The organism is Ferrovibrio sp. GW821-FHT12F09 (assembly GCF_058806775.1).
In genome coordinates this window covers 657,964-675,379 of the sequence record NZ_JBXAPZ010000001.1, presented here as the reverse complement: position 1 = coordinate 675,379, position 17,416 = coordinate 657,964, and the positions used below count along the sequence as shown (strand labels likewise).

Genomic DNA, 17,416 nt, shown 5'->3' with positions numbered 1-17,416 from the left:
ATGCGTCCGACACTCAAGGGCCCGGCAACGCGGCGCCAGGTCGGCATCGCCATCGTCACGGTGGCGCTGGCGCTGGCGATCTGCGACCAGCTTTATGGCCTCGTCTTCGACCGGCTGTTCGCCGCCTCGTCCTTCAATCCGGCGGCGCGCGTGCAGAGGTCGGGTGCCGAGACCGTGATCCTCGGCGCGTCCGGCGCGCATTACGCCCTCGACCCCGTGGTGATCGGCGGCAAGACCTACAATGCCGCCGAAGACGGCCAGAGCGGTTATTACGTCGCCACGCTGCTGAACGTGCTGCCGGCTGGCAGCGTGCGCCGCGTGATCTACGGCTTCGACCCAGCCGATGTGATCAGCGGCCTCAACGGGCCGAATGTCAGTCACCTGGCGCGCTTCGCGCCCTTTGCCACGCTGGACCCGCAGTTCGAGGCCTGGGTGACCGGCGGCAAGCTACTGGCGCGGCTCAAGCTGCGCTCGGGCTTCTATCGCTATCGCGGCATCGGCGCGACCGCGTTGCGCGGCCTGCGCCAGCCGATGCAAGCTTCTGACACCGGTTTCCAGCCGCTGCAGGGCGCCATGGCGCGGCCGGTGTCGGATCCGATCACCGGCGGACCGGTCGCGCAGCCCTCGCCCTCGGGCCTCGCCATGCTGGAGGCCATCGCCACTGCCGTACGCCGTCACGATGCCGAACTGGTGGTGGTGATGACGCCGATGTATCGCTACGACCGCACGCGGCTGACGGAAATGCAGCCGGTCAACGATGCCATGCGGCAGAGTCTGGCCGGTGTGAAGAAACTCTGCGACCTCACCGCGCCCGACGATCCGCGCCTGGCGGATGTCTTCGATAATCACCAGTATTACCGCGATGGCGCCCATACCAATGGCCCCGGCGCCCAGGCCTATTCCGCCATCATCCGCGACCAGATCGCGGCGCGCTGCTTCCGCTAAGCTGCAGTCTTACGGCTTCGGCAGCGTGGCGAGATATTTTTCCACCACCGGACCCCAGGTCTTCGCGCCGTTGGTCCCAAAAAACAGGCCGTGGCCGTCCTTGCCCCAGGGACCGAGCGCGGTGAACTGCGCCTTGCCGCCGGCGGCGGTGAACTTGTCGTACATGGCTTTCGATAAGGCCGGCGCGAAGAAGGTGTCGTTTTCGGTATAGACCCAGAGCATCGGTTGCCGCGCCGTGGCGCCATAGCGGCCGGCCGCCTCCACCAGCGCGTCGGGCGTGCAGTTGGTGTTGGGCTTTTCTTCGGCCCAGCCGCCGCGGCCGCCGGCGAAATTGATCAGCCCGGCGATGCCCTGCGGATTGCGGCTGGCATAGGCGATGGTGGCCCAGCCGCCGGCCGACTGGCCGACCACCAGCGTGCGGCCCGGTTGCACGTAAGCAAGCGTCGTCACGTAACGCACGGCGGCATCGATATCGTCGGCACTGGCCAGGCCGGCATGATGGAAATTCGGCCGCGAGCAGCTGCCGTAATTCTCGACCCAGTCGCCGCCGGTCTCGCCATAGCCGCGGCGCAGCGGAAAGGCGACCACATAGCCGCGCTGCAGGAACCACTGCGCCACTTCCGACTCGCAGCTGGATGGCTTCATGGTCGGACGCAGGGAGGCCTTGGCCGGGGAACCATGGTTGATCACCGCCACCGGCGCCGGCGCATCGCCTGGCGGGCGGCAGCTGCGCAGCTGCAGCACCTGCTGTTTCTGCTGGCCTTCGACGAAGGACCAGATCCAGTGCAGCTGCATACGGGCGGGGCCGTCCGGGGCGGCCTGGGGTCCGATGGCGATGGTCTGCGCGCTGGCCGAGGCCGTCAGGACAGCCAGCAGCGGGATTACAACCAGGGCGTAGAGCAACGGGCGCATCGGCGGTCCCCCCTTTGCCGCGCAGTGCTATCACAGATGGCAGCCGGCGACCATTACGGGAATTGGATCGCCTCCTATTCGCCAAAAAACCCGGAAAACTGGGCTTTTTCATTCAGAAAAAATTAAGCATACTGATCCGACAGTGGGCAGGCAGGCCAAGGGTCAAAGGCCGAGCCATTGCGGGGAAGGTCACAGCATGGCGAGTGAAGCGGCAGCCGTTCCGGTGGGCAGCGTATTCATTGAACATTCGCGCTTTTTGCCCGGACCCGCGCGGGCGCGCTGGCGTGTCGAACGCATCGTCGCCCTGCCGAACCTGCCCGAGCATGCCGCCATCCGAAAACTGGAGTCCGGCGGCGAAGAGCGCCTGATTACCCTGCAGGCCCTGGTCCAGAGCGGCAAATACACCCGGGAAGTCGAAAATTCACACGCATAATCAAGATTTTAGGTTTTAGGAAACGAAACAGGGAATAGCATACGGCCCAATTCTCATCTAACGGGTCGTCTGAGCGGCCCGCCGGGGGCCGATCATGTTCCGTCATTCGCTCAACCGCCTGCTGCTGGCCATCATCCTGTTGCTGGGCACCGTCGGCCTCGTGGTCACCCTGGTGCAGATGCGCGATGCCCAGCTGGCCGCCGCCGAAAAGGGCAAGATCCTCGCCCTGGCCCGCGCCGACCGGCTGCTGTTCGATGGCGTCGCCAATTTCCGCGTGCAGCGCGGCCAGGCTCAGGCCGACATCCTCTCGCTGGATAATGGCCGCGCCGCGATGGAAACCATCAAGGCGGATTACGCCAGGCGCTATGCCAGCGTGCAGCAGGCCTTTGTCGGCCTCGACGTCCCCGACCAGGCGAAGCTGAAGGCCGCCATCGCCGAGCAATGGAGCATTGTGGACGGCAAATTCCCCAGCCTGCTGGCAGAAGGCGACAAGCCCAAGGCCAGCCGCGCCATCGCCAACACCAACGACTGGTACAATTCCACCACCGGGCTGATCAATGCGGTGAACGCCACCTCCGCCGTGGTGAGCAACGAAATCCGCATTCTCGATCCGCTGATCGCCGAGCTGGTGCAGGTGCGCCGCCTCGCCTGGCAGATCCGCGACCGCTATGGCATCCAGTGCTCGATCCAGCGCCAGAACATCAACACCAACAAGCCGCTCGACGACACCCAGCGCACCACGCTGCTGCGCAATCGCGGCATCGTGCAGGCCGGCTGGGAAGGCCTGGAGGACCAGATCAGCCGCAACGGCGTGATGCCGTCGATCCTGAAAGCCGTGCGCGATGCCAAGGCCGCTCATGACAAGGCGCAGGCCGGCATCGATGCGGTGGTCGCCAAGCTGGATGGCAGCGGCAACCCGGTGATGAGCCCGAACGACTGGAACGCGCTCTGCCAAGGGCCGTTCGAGCAGATCGTCGGGCTGGCCTATATCGCGCTGGATGAAGCGATCGCCTATGCCGACCGCGAACAGGATGCTGCCGAGCGTCGCCTGATGACTGCCGGCGCCGCCGTCGCCGTGGCGCTGCTGCTGGCGCTGGTGGGCATTGTGGTGCTGCGCCGCCGCTTTGCCGGCCCGGTGCATCGCCTGCTGGTTTCGGTCGACGCGCTGCGCCAGCGCGATTACCACACGCCGGTGCCGCCGGCGCAGAACCCGGATGAACTCGGCCGCATCACCACCGCACTGGAAGGCCTGCGCGAAAGTGCGGGCCAGGCCCAGCGCCTGGAAGCGGAAGAGCGCGATCGCGTCACCGCGCAGCAGCGCGCCCAGGACGAAGAGATGACCCGCAACGAGGCGATCAGTCGTGAGATCGCCGCCTTCTGCACGGCGATTGCCGCCGGCAAGATCGACAGCCGTATCGACGAGACGGGCAAGAGCGGCGTGTTCCTCGACCTGTCGCGGCAGATGAATGGTCTGGCCGCTACACTGGACAATGTGGTGGGCGAATTCACCGCGGTGATGGGTGGCATGGCGGAAGGCGAGGTGAACCGCCAGGTCAGCGGTGCCTATGACGGCGCCTTCGGCCGCCTGAAAGATGCCGCCAACCGCATGGCCCAGCGCCTGCGCGAGATCGCCGCCCAGCTGGGCGACAGCACCAACGCCGTGCATAACGCCTCGTCCGAACTGATGGCCGGCAACCAGGATCTGGCCAGCCGCACGGAAAGCCAGGCCGCCTCGATCGAGGAAACCGCCGCCTCCATGCACGAGATCACGGCAACCGTGAAACAGAATGCTGACAACGCCCAGGCCGCAAGCCAGCTCGCCACCATGGCGCGCGACACGGCGGAAAAGGGCGGCAGCGTGGTCGCCAATGCGGTCACCGCCGTGACGCAGATCGAGGACAGCGCCAGAAAGATTTCCGATATCATCGGCCTGATCGACGAGATCGCCTTCCAGACCAACTTGCTCGCCTTGAATGCTTCGGTGGAAGCGGCGCGTGCGGGCGAGGCTGGCAAGGGCTTTGCCGTGGTGGCGCAGGAAGTGCGGGCGCTGGCACAGCGCTCGGCCAATGCGTCGAAAGACATCAAGGGCCTCATCGCGACATCCAATGCGCAGGTGAAGACCGGTGCAACGCTGGTGAACCAGGCCGGATCGTCGCTGACCGAGATCGTCGCCGCCGTGAAGAAGGTGACCGATATCGTGGCCGAGATTGCCGCGGCCTCGCGCGAGCAGGCGACCGGGCTGGACCAGATCAACACCGCCGTCGGCCAGATGGATGAAATGACGCAACGCAATGCAGCACTGGTAGAAGAAAATACAGCCGTAACCCAGTCGATGGCAGATCAGGCCGCACGGCTGGCCGAGCTGGTGCGATTCTTCCGCATCTGAGACGACGCGGTAACCATAATGGGTTAATGCAGCGCCTTCGCCGCACCGCAGGATGATCCGTGCGCGGACCACACGCACAGGCCGGCGCCCATAGATGTTTCCTATCGCCTTATCAAAAAATCATTACCCGCAGATTTGATTTACTGATTTTATGACAGCGCTCGCCCTGCGGGCATGCTCCGTATCGTCTTGACCAGCGTCAATAATTTTGCCCCGAGGGACCTCATGCTGATCGGCCGCCTGCCGCTCGTCACCAAGATCACGCTTGTCGTGGCCACCCTGATTGTTCTCACGGCCGCCGCAGTTGGCGGCGCCGCCATCTGGCGCATCCGCGGCGAACTGGCCGAACAGGTGATCCAGCGCCAGAACAACAGCCTGCGCACCCTGGCCGTGCTGGTGCGCAAGAGCTTCCCCGATACCAAATTCGATATCGATGCCCAGGGCCGCGTCGGCCGCGTGACCATGACGACGATCCCGGATTTCGACAATCACGACATGATCGACGAGATCGGCAGGGTGACTGGCGAAACCGCCACCGTTTTCCGCTGGCAGGATGCCGAGCAGGACTTCTTCCGCAAGACCACCAATATCATCAATGCCGAAGGCAAGCGCGCGGTCGGCACGCCGCTGGGCAAGGGCAGTGCTGCCTATGGCCCGGTGACCCAGGGCCGCACCTATCTGGGCGAGGCGGTGATTCTGGGCAAACCCTATTACACCGTCTATCACCCGATTTATGACTCCGCCGGCAAGGTCAGCGGCATTCTCTATGCCGGCGTGCTGAAAGAGCGCATCGACGCGTTCGGCGATCATATCGCCATGAACCTGCTCGTCGCCGGCCTCATCGCCATCGTGATTGGCGGCGTGATCGCCGTGCTGCTGACCCGGATGCTGCTGCGGCCGCTGCCGAAGATCGCCGGCTGGACCGGCGAACTGGCTGACAACAACCTGCGCATCGAGATCGGCTATCTGGATCGCGGCGACGAGGTCGGCAAGCTGGCTCGCGCCGTCAACGCGCTGAAGCAGACCTCGGTCGGTGCGGCGCGCGCCGAAAGCGGCCTGGAGAATGTCACCGCCAATGTGATGATCGCCGACGAGGACAATGTCATCGTCTATTGCAACCGCGCAGTGATCGCCACGCTGAAGACGGCAGAATCCGACATCAAGCGCGACCTGCCGCATTTCAATGCGGAAGACCTGATCGGCAAGAAGATCGATATCTTCCACAAGAACCCGGCGCATCAGACCGCCATGCTGTCCAGGCTGAAGGACACCTACCGCACCCGCATCACGGTTGGCGGCCGCAGCTTCGACCTGATCGCCAATCCCGCCGTCAACAAGCGCGGCGAACGCGTCGGCACCGTGGTGGAATGGGCCGACCGCACCGAAGAGATCCGGCTTGGCAACGAGGTTGTGGAGCTGATCGAAGGCGCCACCGACAAGGGCTTTGCCGAGCGCGTCGATGTCAGCACCAAGAGCGGCTTCATCAAGGCGCTGGGTGAAGCGATCAACACCATGTCCGACAAATGTCAGGCGATGACCGGCGAGATCGCCACCGCGATCAGCGCCATGGCCGGCGGCGACCTGACCCACAAGCTGTCGCGCGACTATCCGGGCATCTTCGGCCAGCTGAAAACCGGCGCCACTGCGCTGTCGGAAAAGCTGCGCGATTTCGCCGGACAGCTGAACGATACGGCGCGCACCGTGCGCGATGCCTCGGGCGAAATCTCCAGCGGCAGCCAGGATCTGGCGAGCCGCACGGAAAGCCAGGCGGCCTCGATCGAGGAAACCGCAGCGTCGATGCATGAGATCACGACGACCGTGAAGCAGAATGCCGACAACGCCCAGGCCGCCAACCAGCTGGCGACAGCGGCGCGCGATACCGCCGAAAAGGGCGGCAGCGTGGTGGCCAATGCGGTGACGGCGGTGACGCAGATCGAGGAAAGCGCCCAGAAGATCAGCGACATCGTTGGCCTGATCGACGAGATCGCCTTCCAGACCAATCTGCTGGCGCTGAATGCCTCGGTCGAAGCGGCGCGCGCCGGCGAGGCCGGCAAAGGCTTCGCCGTCGTCGCCCAGGAAGTGCGCGCACTGGCCCAGCGTTCGGCCAATGCGTCGAAGGACATCAAGGCGCTGATCTCGACCTCGAATGCCCAGGTGAAAACCGGCGCGGCCCTGGTCAACCAGACCGGAGCCTCGCTGACCGAGATCGTCGGCGCGATCAAGAAGGTGTCGGATATCGTCGCCGAGATCGCTGCCGCCAGCCGCGAGCAGGCCAGCGGCCTGGAGCAGGTGAATACCGCCGTGGGCCAGATGGACGAGATGACCCAGCGCAACGGCGCCCTGGTCGAGGAAACCTCCGCTTCCGCCCAGGCGCTCGCCAACCAGGGCCGCCAGCTGGCCGAACTGGTCGGCTTCTTCAGACTGGGCGGCACCATGCCAGCCACCCCGTCAGCAGCTCCGTCGGCGGCCGCGAAACCCGCACCGGCCGTCGCGGCGCCCCCGGCAGCCGCAAAGCCGGCAGTGGTGAAGCCGGCTGCGGCAAAACCCGTCGCGGCCGCCAAGCCGGCACCGGCGGCCCCGCCGCCGAAACCAGCCGCAGCCCCCGCGCCCAAGCCGGCGTCGAAAGCGGCCGATGATGATGACTGGCAGGAGTTCTGAGCGCGGTTCCCGCCTGAACTCCAGACAAATGGCGCGGCACATTACCGTTTTTACAGTTTCGCCGCGCCGCGTCCGCCACTAGCTTCCCGGCCATGTCTTCCGGAGAGAAATATCTGCGCCCGATGCTGGATTCCGGCTCGTCGCGCGTGCTCAACCTGCTCGATCAGACGCTGCGGCTGCGCCAGAATGCCGCCAGGGCCGGCACGCAGGGCAATGGCGCGGCCCATGACGAGCCGCTGTTCTTCAAGAGCCGCAAGGCCAACAATCTGGTTCTGATCAAATACAGTCCCTCCATGCAGGAGCGCGACCAGCTCAGCGATGGCCGGCCGGTGCAGACCAAGCTGTATCTCGCCTTCAACGAACGCAACATTTACGAGGGTGGCAAGACCGTGCTGCTCTCCGATCCGCAGCTGGATCCGGTGATGGCCGAACATCTGGCCACTTCGCCGGAGCTGAATGCCGACCATTTCTATCACGACCGCAACCTGCTGGAGCTGATCGACGGCCTGCCCTCGCTCGATCCCTTCCTGATCCGCGACCGCCTGGAAATCGAGGCGATCCCGGTCAACGAGGCCTATCTGGAAATCCCGGCGGCCGAACTGGCGGCGATCAAGAGCTTCGTGCGCGAGAAGATGACGGCGGTGGCCGGCTTCGCCATGCAGGGCCAGGGCGACCAGAAGGATTCGACACTGGCCGTCGACCGCCTCACCCAGAAATTGTGGGAGGCCAAGGATGCCGAGGCGCTGCGTCCGGTGATCGAGGCCTTTCGCATCGATCCGGCCGACGCACCCGGCATCGTCTATGCATGGAAGGGCACGATCTATTTCGATTACGACTTCCATCGCAACGAGGCGAAGTGGAAGCGGGTCGGGGCCTGGCTGAGCGGCGGCGCCGAACCGCGCGATTCCGGCTACGGCAGCCAGCAGGCCGAGATCGCCCGCCTGCGCGACGAAGCCCAGCATGCGCGGTCGAAGACCTGGATGCAGGTGAGCGGCCTGCTGCAGCAGTATCACCAGAGTTTCGACGCCCTGTTCGTGAACAAGGAAAACGGCGGCGCCTTCATCGATTTCTTGAAGAAATCCAAGGATACCTTCTGGGCCCTGGGTGACGGCCTGTCGCGGCTCAGTCATTCCCACAATATCTGGGAGCGCTCGACCGAGCGGTTTCCGATGCGGAAACTGCCGAGCGGCAACCTGATCGACCTGCTGGACGGCATCCGTCGCATTCACGAGGCGTAAAAACGCCGTAGCGTTGTGCAAACGCTGCTCCCTTGTGCATGCAACCCTGCATCGCATAACCCCTAGGTATGCCTTAACCATGTTTTAGACAGCCTGCGGCACTCTGCCTGCGGATCAAGGGTTGCACGCCTCTTTGTGGCGGCGCACTCTAGTCATCAGTGGGGTATTCAGGGGGAGCGCAAGAATGCGTTTCGGCATCCGTCAGAAGTTATTGCTCGCTGTTGGCGTCATCGCCGCCATGGCGGTCGTCTCCAGTCTGGTTTCATTCGCCTTCTTCGGCCAGGTGCGCGGCGCCCTGAGCATGCTGACCGAGCGCAGCCTGCCGGCGGTGAGCAGCGCGCTGACGCTGGCCGCCCAGAGCGCCGATCTGGCCGCCTCGGCCCCGGCGCTCGCCTATGCCACCAATGATTCCGAACGCAGCACCGCCGGCGCCGTGCTGCAGGGCAAGCTGACCCAGATCGGCCGCACGCTGGCGCAGGTGAAGGCCAGCGACGCGCCGGCGGAAACCCGCGAGGAAGTCGAGCAGGCTTTCGCCCGCCTGTCGGACGCCATGGCCAGCATCGACACCGCCGTGAAGGAACGGCTGGTGCTGAACGGCAAGCGCCAGGCGCTGACCAAGACCATGACCGACAATCACGCCAACTTCCTGTTCCTGGCCCAGCCGGCGGTGGACCAGGCGGTGATGGACATGACGATGGAATTCGAGCTGGTGTCGCGCGCCACCGGCAGCGGCGCCTCGGAAATGATCCAGAGCATCCTCGACAAGCAGGTCGCCGGCAGCCGCGCCCTGCAGGACCTGGTGGCCAAGACCAATCTGAGCGTCGGCATGCTGGCGGTGGCCGCCCAGGCCGACAGCCTGGAAGCGGTGGAGCTTATCCAGGTCGACAACATCAACACCAAGGCCGAGATGCTGCGCACGCTCGACACCGTCGAAGCGATCTTCCCCAACAAGGAAATCGCCGAAATGGTCAGCGGCATCGCCAAGGTGAGCGAAGGCGAGAATGGTTTGTTCAGCGTGCGCCTGGCGGAACTGGCGGCCCAGCGCCAGGGCCTGTCGGCGCTCAGCGAAGGCCGTTCGGCGACGCTGGCGCTGGCCGATGCGGTCGACCAGTTGGTCGCCTCGGCCCGCGCCGATGCGGCGCGGTCGTCAAAGGCCTCGCTCTCGGCGATCGACATTGCACAGACGGTGATGGCGATCATCGCGGTCATCTGCCTGATTGCGGCCGCGGCGATCGGCTGGCTCTATGTCGGCCGCCGCGTCATCGATCCGATCGTGGCCACCACCGGCACCATGGACCGGCTGGCCAAACGCGACTGGAGCGCCGATGTGGTCGGCACCGAGCGCAGCGACGAGATCGGCGACATGGCGCGCGCCGTACAGGTATTCAAGGACCAGGGCCAGGAAGCCCAGGCGCTGCAGACGCAGATCGAAGCTGACCGCAGCCGCTTCGAGGCCGAACGCCAGGCCCAGGAAGCGCTGCTGAAAAGCGCGGTGGGCGATATCGTCAATGCCGCCAATGCCGGCCGGCTCAGCGAACGCATCGACACCAGCCGCATCGCTGGCGTGATGCAGGAGCTGGGCGGCGGCGTCAACCAGCTGCTCGGCACGGTGGAGCGCGCGCTCGGCGATCTCGGCACCATGCTGCACAAGCTGGCCGATGGCGATCTGACCCACCGCATCCGCAACCAGTATGAAGGCCTGTTCGCCCAGTTGACCGGCGATGCCAATCAGGTGAGCGAGCGGCTGGCCAGCACGATGGTGCAACTGAACACCGCGGCCGCCGCGGTGCGCGACGCGTCTGCGGAGATCTCGACGGGCAGCCAGGATCTGGCGAGCCGGACGGAGAGCCAGGCGGCGGCGCTGGAACAGACGGCCGCCTCGATGCATCAGGTGACGGCGACGGTGAAGCAGAATGCCGACAATGCCCAGGCGGCGAATCAGCTGGCCGGGGTGGCGCGCGACACGGCGGAGAAGGGCGGCGGGGTGGTGACCCAGGCGGTTGCGGCGATGGGCGAGATCGAGGGCAGCGCCCAGAAGATCAGCGATATCGTCGGCCTGATCGACGAGATCGCCTTCCAGACCAACCTGCTGGCGCTGAACGCATCGGTCGAAGCGGCAAGAGCCGGCGAGGCCGGCAAGGGCTTTGCCGTGGTGGCGCAGGAGGTGCGCACCCTGGCGCAGCGCTCGGCCGATGCCAGCAAGCAGATCAAGGGCCTGATCTCGGCCTCCAACGCGCAGGTGAAGTCCGGCGCGGCCCTGGTGAACCAGGCCGGCAGCTCGCTGACCGAGATCGTGACGGCGGTAAAGAAGGTGTCGGACATCGTGGCCGAGATCGCGGCGGCCAGTGCCGAGCAGTCGCGCGGTCTGGAAGAGGTCAACGGCGCGGTGGTCAACATGGACGAGATGACCCAGCGCAACGGCGCGCTGGTCGAGGAGACCAATGCCTCCGCCCAGGCCATGGCGAACCAGGCGCGGCAGCTGGCTGAACTGGTCGGGCATTTCCGCGTCGACGGCAACAGCGCCGCCAACGACAGCGACGCACCGGAAGAGATGAAAGACGCGGCGGACTAAATCATTCCGTCGTCATTCCCGCAAAAAAGCGGGAATGACAAAAAGAAATCAAAGCCCGGTAGCGATACCGGGCTTTTTTATGCGCTGCGCTTCTTCTCGGCGATGGGCGCCATCGCATCGGCCAGCGCCTGATTGCCCGCGCCGCCCAGACGCCGCAGATTGGCGATCACGCCATCGATATCGGCGAGCGGACGGTTCTGGCTCAGCTTGTCCTTGCCTTCGAGCCGCGCGATCGGAATCTCGATCCCGACAATGCCGCGCGCCATGCCTTCGAAATAACTCGCCGGCTCGTCATCCAGCTTCCAGCCATCGGGACCTTCGTAGATTTTCGACAGGCGATCGACAATGCCGCGCAGTACCGCCGGATCGCGCGTCACCGTCGCGGTGCCATAGGCATGCGCCACGCGGTAGTTCCAGGTCGGCACCGCCGGCTTCTTGGCATACCAGTTCGGCGAGACATAGCCATGCACGCCCTGGAAGATGCACAGCACCTCCTGGCCGTCGAGCAGGGCGGCCTGCGGGTTGGCGGCAGCCAGATGGCAGATCAGGGTGCCATGCTCGCCGGCGCCATGCTCGCCGGGCCGATTCAGCAGAAACGGCACATGGCTGCCGATCAGGCCCTCCTTGGTGGAGAGCAGCAGGCCGAAGGCATTCTGCTCGATCAGGTCGAAGACCGGGGCGGTGTCGCGCTGGGCGAAATGGGCAGGCACATACATGGGGGCATCCGGGCTGGCGGGCGGGTCACCCGAGCATCTACGGGGCGGGCGGCCCCGCCGCAACAGCAGAATTGCACCGAAATTGCCCCCGCGCGCCGGTGCAGCCAGCCCCGGCCCGCCAGATGGGTTATCAAATTTACACCCGCAGAAAGAGAAAAGCCTGCGCGACATTCATCATTCTACTGTAGATTATGCCGGCCATGGCCCTGGATGAATCCGCCCTGCCCTCCGCGACGACGTCCCGCGCCGCTCTGGCCGCAAAGGCCGAGCGGCCGCGGCTCATCAAGGCATCGCAGGAGCTGCGCCGCCGCGCGGTGAACCGCCAGAAGGGCCTGGAATTCACCCTGCCGCCAGATATGAAGCGGCGGCTGGAGGGCGTGATCGCCGCCGCCGTACCCGGATTTGAAGCCGAAATCCTCGGCCGGCTGGCGGAACTGCGCTACCTGCTGGCCGGGGTGGAAAAGGATGATTTCGCCCTGATCTTCCTGCTGCCGCAGCTGCGCGAGCTGGCCTTCGACATCAAGGGCATGGCCGGCACCTTCGGCTACCAGCTGCTGACCGACCTGGCCAAGGGCCTGCACGACTTCCTCAACCAGATCGACATGCCGACCGGCGCCGAGTTCCGGATCGTCGCCATCCATATCGATGCGATCTACCTGCTGCTGGCCCAGCGCATCACCGGCCAGGGCGGCGACCTGGAGCGGCAGCTGCTGATCAATCTCGGCTATGCGACCGAGAAGGTCGCCACGCACTGAGCGCGAGGAGACTGCGCGCCAGATGACGGCGCAGCCAGCGGGTTCAGTTGAGGTGGTTTTCCGGATTGATGTTGCGATCGACGGTGATCTTGATCTTGCCGAGGAAAATCTCGAACTGGTCGTAGCGCAGCTTCATGCCCGGCTTGTCGGCGACTTCCGATTCAAACAGGTAGTTGCAGTGATCGAGCGCATTGACGCAGAAACCCAGCGCCCAGAAATGGTCATTGGCATTCTGCAGGAATTTGCGGAAGGCCTCGGGCTTGTTCTCCAGGAATTGCGAATGACAGTCGCGGTAATTCTTGAAAATGCTGGCCGTGCTGGCGGTCAGAGCCTTCATCTGCTCGATCGTCGCCTTGCGGTTCATCTGATAGAGGTCTTTCAGATGACCGAACATGGCCAGATCGTAAGGCTCTGAATCCTTCGACTGCAGCCACCGGATCATCTCGGTGCTCTTGCGGATGTTTTCCGCGTATTTGTATTCGTAATAGGCGACGCCCTTCCAGGCGGTAAGGATGCGGTGGCTCTGCGACTTGTCGAGGCCGAAGGCCTCGATGAACATCGCCGCTTCCGGGCTCTGACTGTTCCACAGGCCGTTGATGAAATCGGCCAGCGAGCGCGACTTGCGCTTGATCACCTGTTCGGGGAAGGCCTTGGTGATGATCGGGAAGACATCGCGGGTTATGATGCTCTTGATGCTCAGCTCCTCGACCTTGTCGAGGCCGAGGAAATCGCCATCCACTTCCAGGTCGGCTTCCTCGAATTTCACCCGCATCAGGAAGGGATCGAGCGATGGGATATCGTCGATCAGGCTGAGCAGTTCGAGATCGCGCGCGGTTTCCGGCGTCACCGTCTCCAGATCGATGCCGATGAAATACCGCAGCTTGGCCGCGAAGTCGGCTTCGCGCAGATAGACGCCATGGCCGCCATCCTGCGGCATGACCGAATCATAGGGGAAATACAGACAGGTCTCGACCGGACGATCCTGCTTGTTCAGGCTCTCCCCGGCGACGAAATCGGCGATGTCCATTTCGAAATTCGGATACTTGAAAATGATCGCCTTGTTCAGACGCGCATTGTCGAAAAAATTGTTGTTCGCGCGCCGCGCCTTCTTGGGCACGTTGAAGACGACATTCGACCGGTCGGAGAGAATCTTCTCCAGCAGGGGCGAAATGTTCTTCCGGGTCCGTTTGGTCTTTTTCGTAAGCGTCATCGCGCTGCCCGATCCCACCATACCTACAATCCCCACGGGTGGCTGATCCTGACGCGGTCTCCCGACGGCGCCAGGCCAGTAAAGAATTATCGGCATACTGTCACGATTCCAAATTCTACTGAAAGTTATAGTTTGAAAATGTGTGCGATAGCGTTATTGCCCATTTTTAGGTCGTTTCAATCAGTGCGACACTGTCAAATCATCAAAACTGCAACCTAAAATAGATAAATCGGTCTCTGCCCATGAGGGAATGACCGTGCTAGGACTGAGTCTGATAATCAGACGGATCGTATGCAGCCCCCTCCGGACACCTCTTTGCCAGACGACCTGCAGGCCCTGCTGGTGATATGGCGCCGTCTGGCCGGCGGCCGGCGGTTTCCGGCCTGGGCCGAATTTCCGTCCGACAGCCTGGCCCCGTTAAGCGACCGCATCCATGTGATCGAGCAGCTGGAAGACGGCGACTTCTATTTCCATCGCTTCTCCCCGATCAGCGCCGCCCGCCTGGGCCATGACATGACCGGCCGCCGCCTGTCGGAAGTGATCCTCGACCTGCGCGCCTCGACCAGCACCAGCGGCTATCGCCGCTGCCTGACGCTGGCCCGCCCGATGACCGATACCGTGCCGGCCAATTTCAATGACGGCGCCCAGCACACCGCCTATGACCGGCTGCTGCTGCCCTTCGGGGTCGGCGAAAAGCCGGTGCTGCTGCTGGCCGCGCTGTATTTCCGCCCCGAGTAAGCTCACATCGCGCGGATCTGGCCGAGGAACCGGCGCACCTGCGCATCGAGTTGATCGGCCTGGCCGTTCAGGGCCGCCGCCGCATGGCTGACATCCCCGGCGGCCGTGCCGGCGGTGCCGGCGGCCGTGCTGATATCGCCGATCCCGTCCGACACGCTTTCAATGCCGATGGCCGCATCGTTGACGTTGGTGCTGATATCGGCGGTGGCACCGGCCTGCTCGGCCACGGCCTCGGCGATGCTGCCGACCTGCTGGTTCAGGGTTTCCGCCTGGGCGCCAATCGCCGTGATCGCCGTCGCGGTCTTTTCCGACGCCTGCTGGATGGCGCCGATCTGGTCGGCGATGCTTTTCGCCGCCTCCGCCGTCTTCTGCGCCAGGCTGCGCACCTCCTGCGCCACCACGGCAAAACCTTTGCCGGCCTCGCCGGCGCGCGCCGCCTCGACGCTGGCATTGAGCGAGAGCAGATTGGTCTGGAAGGCAACCGAGCGGATGAAGTCGATCACGTCGTCGATCTTGCGGTTGGCCTGGGCCAGTTCGCCGACCGTGATGCTGGCGCGCTGCGCTTCCGCCGCCACCTGGCTGCTGGCCTCGCGCGACGCCCTGGCCTGATGACGGATTTCGGCAATCGAGGCGTTGAGCTGCTCGGCCGCCGCGGCAACCGCCTGGGCATTGGCTGAAGACTGATGCGCCGCGCCGGCCACCGATTCCGCATTGGCATGCACGGCCTGGATCTCGCCAGCCATGGTGGCGGCATTGCCCTGCAGGCCGCGGGCCGCATCCTGCACCGCCATCACGATGTCCATCACCTCGGCCTCGAACTGGTCAGCCAGCCTGGTGCGCTCGTCGCGGGCGCGCGCTTCGGCGGCGGCGCGTTCTTCGGCGATCTGGCGTTCCAGGGCGACGGCGGTTTCGGCCTTCTGGCGCATGGCATCGCGCGCCGTGTTGATGATCTGCGCGCCGCGGCGGAAATCACCCGGCATGCCGCGCAGCAGGAAGGGTCGGAAATACTTGCCCTCGGCCGCATGCATCAACGAGGCGCCGGCCTCGCGGATGAAGGCATCGGTGCGGTCGAGCAGGCGGTTGAGCGACTGCAGCGCCGGCGCCAGGTCGCCATGACTTTCGGTATCGGCAATGCGGGCGTCCAGATCGCCGGCGGCGGCACGGTCGCAGACATCGGCAATGATATCGAGGGCGGCGCGATGGCGGCCGCCAAGAAAGAAGGTCATGACAAACTCCAGGCGTCAGGCGGCGAGAGAGAAAACGAATTCTTCGTAAGGCATGCCCCGGGCTGACAGCATCTGCTGCAACAGCGCGAAGCCGGCGGCCTGGCCCTGCTTGCGGTCGACATGCTTCGCTTCTTCTGCCAGCAGCTGCGCATACAGCGGAATCACCCTGTCCAGCACGGCGCGGTCGGGACGACGGCGGTTGGAGTGATAGCCGTCGATGGTTCCCTTCGCGTCGAAGCTCGGCGTGACATGGGCGAACACCCAGTAGTAATCGCCATTCCTGGCCATGTTTTTCACATAGGCGAAAATTTCGCGGCCATCGGCAATGGTCTGCCACAGCAGCTGGAACACGCAGCGCGGCATGTCGGGATGCCGCAGGATGCTGTGCGGCTGGCCGATCAGGTCATGCTCGGCATACAGGCCGATGCGGCAAAACACATCGTTGGCATAGAGGATGCGGCCCTTGAGATCGGTCTTGGAGACGATGATCTCCTCATCGCCGAACTGGCGTTCGGTTTTGGTGGGAACGGGATGCGGCATGGGAGAGGCTTTCGTTTTTTATCGAGGCGCGGCAAGTATGCCGCGCAGCGGCAGGACCGGTGAGAGACACGCGGTCACATGCGACGATCTGTCGAAATGCCATCGCCTCGCTGATTTAGCGAGTCACCACCGTCTGGCCGGACAAGACAGCGCAGAACAGCCGGCGGGCGAACGGACAGCGCGCAGGGGGAGCGGAGAAAGGATGGCGCGGGGGGAAAATGGTGCCGGCGGAGGGAATTGAACCCCCGACCTCGACTTTACGAAAGTCTTGCTCTACCCCTGAGCTACGCCGGCACGGCGGGCCCGGCCGGGTTGACCCCGGTGGGCAGCGCGCGGAAAATACGGCCCGACCGGCCGGTTGGCAAGCCGCAAAACCGGTCAAAACGACGACGGACAGCCAGATATTTATCCTGAATATCTGGCACTTGGCGGATATCCGGGGGGTTATCGCATTATGGCCGCGGCCTACACGCTTTACGGCAGTTTCCTGTCCTCGCCCACCTACAAGGTCGGGCTGATGCTCAGCCTGTGCGGCCTGCCCTTCGATTACCGCCATATCGACCTGGCCAAGGGGCAGCATAAAAGCCCCGAATTCCTGGCGATCAACCGCTACGGCCAGGTGCCGGCGATCCGCCATGACGGCCAGACCATGTGCCAGGCCAACACCATCCTGGAATACATCGCCGAGCAGAGCAGCCAGTTCGGCGGCGCCACGCCGGAAGAGCGTCAGCGCATCCGCGAATGGCTGGTCTGGGAAACCGACAGGCTGGAGCCAGGCATCAACCGCACGCGCTTCTTCGAGCGTTTCGCCAAGGCCGATCCGGCGGTGATGGAATATACCCGCAAACATGCCGATGCGGGCCTGACCGTGCTGAACGACCTGCTGGATGGCAAAAGCTTCCTGGTCGCCGAGCGGCCGACGATTGCCGATATCGGCGTCTACTGCATCGTCGCCTATATGGAAGAGGGTAAGTTCGATGTCTCTGCCTGGCCCCATGTGAAGGCCTGGGCCGACCGCATCGCCGCGCTGCCGGGTTTCAAGCCGCCCTACGAACTGCTGCCGCGCACCGACAAGGACGCGGCCTAG

General features: G+C 64.4%; 14 protein-coding genes and 1 tRNA gene. 9 read left to right on the top strand and 6 right to left on the bottom strand.

The features are described 5' to 3' along the window. Entirely contained in the window at window positions 1–945 is a 945-nt protein-coding gene (locus AC1ROB_RS03470; protein ID WP_492973776.1) for a hypothetical protein, read from the top strand. A 9-nt stretch (window positions 946–954) separates the two neighbouring features. Here the strand turns inward: AC1ROB_RS03470 and AC1ROB_RS03465 are convergent, their stop codons facing one another. Beyond that, a complete protein-coding gene (locus tag AC1ROB_RS03465; RefSeq protein ID WP_492973777.1) occupies window positions 955–1,857 on the bottom strand; it encodes an alpha/beta hydrolase family protein in 903 nt (300 codons plus the stop codon). 196 nt (window positions 1,858–2,053) lie between these two features. Between AC1ROB_RS03465 and AC1ROB_RS03460 the strand changes: the two genes are divergently transcribed. The 5 genes from AC1ROB_RS03460 to AC1ROB_RS03440 all read left to right on the top strand — a co-directional run bounded on the left by AC1ROB_RS03460 (window position 2,054) and on the right by AC1ROB_RS03440 (window position 11,144). Further along, a complete protein-coding gene (locus tag AC1ROB_RS03460; RefSeq protein ID WP_492973778.1) occupies window positions 2,054–2,290 on the top strand; it encodes a hypothetical protein in 237 nt (78 codons plus the stop codon). Window positions 2,291–2,384: 94 nt separating this feature from the next. After that, window positions 2,385–4,676: a methyl-accepting chemotaxis protein gene (locus AC1ROB_RS03455; protein ID WP_492973779.1), complete on the top strand. Its 2,292-nt coding sequence runs from the start codon at window positions 2,385–2,387 to the stop codon at window positions 4,674–4,676. A 225-nt stretch (window positions 4,677–4,901) separates the two neighbouring features. Beyond that, window positions 4,902–7,334 carry a methyl-accepting chemotaxis protein gene (locus AC1ROB_RS03450; RefSeq protein ID WP_492973780.1) on the top strand — a complete coding sequence of 811 codons (2,433 nt, stop codon included), beginning with the start codon at window positions 4,902–4,904 and terminating at the stop codon, window positions 7,332–7,334. 92 nt (window positions 7,335–7,426) lie between these two features. Next, entirely contained in the window at window positions 7,427–8,572 is a 1,146-nt protein-coding gene (locus tag AC1ROB_RS03445) for a hypothetical protein (protein WP_492973781.1), read from the top strand. A gap of 184 nt (window positions 8,573–8,756) precedes the next feature. Then, window positions 8,757–11,144, top strand: coding sequence for a methyl-accepting chemotaxis protein (locus AC1ROB_RS03440; RefSeq protein ID WP_493031384.1), 2,388 nt, complete (start codon window positions 8,757–8,759; stop codon window positions 11,142–11,144). A gap of 77 nt (window positions 11,145–11,221) precedes the next feature. Here the strand turns inward: AC1ROB_RS03440 and AC1ROB_RS03435 are convergent, their stop codons facing one another. Further along, window positions 11,222–11,860 (bottom strand): FMN-binding negative transcriptional regulator, encoded by a 639-nt coding sequence (locus AC1ROB_RS03435; protein WP_492973718.1) that lies wholly within the window; start codon window positions 11,858–11,860, stop codon window positions 11,222–11,224. A 200-nt stretch (window positions 11,861–12,060) separates the two neighbouring features. Between AC1ROB_RS03435 and AC1ROB_RS03430 the strand changes: the two genes are divergently transcribed. Beyond that, window positions 12,061–12,615: a hypothetical protein gene (locus AC1ROB_RS03430; protein WP_492973717.1), complete on the top strand. Its 555-nt coding sequence runs from the start codon at window positions 12,061–12,063 to the stop codon at window positions 12,613–12,615. 43 nt (window positions 12,616–12,658) lie between these two features. Here the strand turns inward: AC1ROB_RS03430 and AC1ROB_RS03425 are convergent, their stop codons facing one another. Further along, window positions 12,659–13,825, bottom strand: coding sequence for a hypothetical protein (locus AC1ROB_RS03425; RefSeq protein WP_492973716.1), 1,167 nt, complete (start codon window positions 13,823–13,825; stop codon window positions 12,659–12,661). 291 nt (window positions 13,826–14,116) lie between these two features. Between AC1ROB_RS03425 and AC1ROB_RS03420 the strand changes: the two genes are divergently transcribed. Next, entirely contained in the window at window positions 14,117–14,563 is a 447-nt protein-coding gene (locus AC1ROB_RS03420) for a PAS domain-containing protein (RefSeq protein WP_492973715.1), read from the top strand. 2 nt (window positions 14,564–14,565) lie between these two features. Here AC1ROB_RS03420 and AC1ROB_RS03415 read toward each other — a convergent pair whose 3' ends face one another. The 3 genes from AC1ROB_RS03415 to AC1ROB_RS03405 all read right to left on the bottom strand — a co-directional run bounded on the left by AC1ROB_RS03415 (window position 14,566) and on the right by AC1ROB_RS03405 (window position 16,623). Further along, the gene (locus tag AC1ROB_RS03415) at window positions 14,566–15,789 is read right to left on the bottom strand and encodes a methyl-accepting chemotaxis protein (RefSeq protein ID WP_492973714.1); all 1,224 of its coding nucleotides are present in this window, start codon (window positions 15,787–15,789) and stop codon (window positions 14,566–14,568) included. Window positions 15,790–15,804: 15 nt separating this feature from the next. Beyond that, window positions 15,805–16,329, bottom strand: coding sequence for a PAS domain-containing protein (locus AC1ROB_RS03410; RefSeq protein WP_492973713.1), 525 nt, complete (start codon window positions 16,327–16,329; stop codon window positions 15,805–15,807). Window positions 16,330–16,548: 219 nt separating this feature from the next. After that, window positions 16,549–16,623: transfer RNA gene (locus AC1ROB_RS03405), tRNA-Thr, on the bottom strand. A gap of 160 nt (window positions 16,624–16,783) precedes the next feature. Between AC1ROB_RS03405 and AC1ROB_RS03400 the strand changes: the two genes are divergently transcribed. After that, window positions 16,784–17,416: a glutathione S-transferase family protein gene (locus AC1ROB_RS03400; RefSeq protein WP_492973712.1), complete on the top strand. Its 633-nt coding sequence runs from the start codon at window positions 16,784–16,786 to the stop codon at window positions 17,414–17,416.

What these genes read in the sequence shown, in the direction of transcription:
- AC1ROB_RS03470 (WP_492973776.1), top strand. Translation starts at nt 1, where the DNA reads ATGCGTCCGACACTCAAGGGCCCGGCAACGCGGCGCCAGGTCGGCATC.
- AC1ROB_RS03450 (WP_492973780.1), top strand. Translation starts at nt 4,902, where the DNA reads ATGCTGATCGGCCGCCTGCCGCTCGTCACCAAGATCACGCTTGTCGTG.
- AC1ROB_RS03420 (WP_492973715.1), top strand. Translation starts at nt 14,117, where the DNA reads ATGCAGCCCCCTCCGGACACCTCTTTGCCAGACGACCTGCAGGCCCTG.
- AC1ROB_RS03445 (WP_492973781.1), top strand. Translation starts at nt 7,427, where the DNA reads ATGTCTTCCGGAGAGAAATATCTGCGCCCGATGCTGGATTCCGGCTCG.
- AC1ROB_RS03460 (WP_492973778.1), top strand. Translation starts at nt 2,054, where the DNA reads ATGGCGAGTGAAGCGGCAGCCGTTCCGGTGGGCAGCGTATTCATTGAA.
- AC1ROB_RS03455 (WP_492973779.1), top strand. Translation starts at nt 2,385, where the DNA reads ATGTTCCGTCATTCGCTCAACCGCCTGCTGCTGGCCATCATCCTGTTG.
- AC1ROB_RS03410 (WP_492973713.1), bottom strand. Translation starts at nt 16,329, where the DNA reads ATGCCGCATCCCGTTCCCACCAAAACCGAACGCCAGTTCGGCGATGAG.
- AC1ROB_RS03415 (WP_492973714.1), bottom strand. Translation starts at nt 15,789, where the DNA reads ATGACCTTCTTTCTTGGCGGCCGCCATCGCGCCGCCCTCGATATCATT.
- AC1ROB_RS03400 (WP_492973712.1), top strand. Translation starts at nt 16,784, where the DNA reads ATGGCCGCGGCCTACACGCTTTACGGCAGTTTCCTGTCCTCGCCCACC.
- AC1ROB_RS03430 (WP_492973717.1), top strand. Translation starts at nt 12,061, where the DNA reads ATGGCCCTGGATGAATCCGCCCTGCCCTCCGCGACGACGTCCCGCGCC.
- AC1ROB_RS03465 (WP_492973777.1), bottom strand. Translation starts at nt 1,857, where the DNA reads ATGCGCCCGTTGCTCTACGCCCTGGTTGTAATCCCGCTGCTGGCTGTC.
- AC1ROB_RS03425 (WP_492973716.1), bottom strand. Translation starts at nt 13,825, where the DNA reads ATGACGCTTACGAAAAAGACCAAACGGACCCGGAAGAACATTTCGCCC.
- AC1ROB_RS03435 (WP_492973718.1), bottom strand. Translation starts at nt 11,860, where the DNA reads ATGTATGTGCCTGCCCATTTCGCCCAGCGCGACACCGCCCCGGTCTTC.
- AC1ROB_RS03440 (WP_493031384.1), top strand. Translation starts at nt 8,757, where the DNA reads ATGCGTTTCGGCATCCGTCAGAAGTTATTGCTCGCTGTTGGCGTCATC.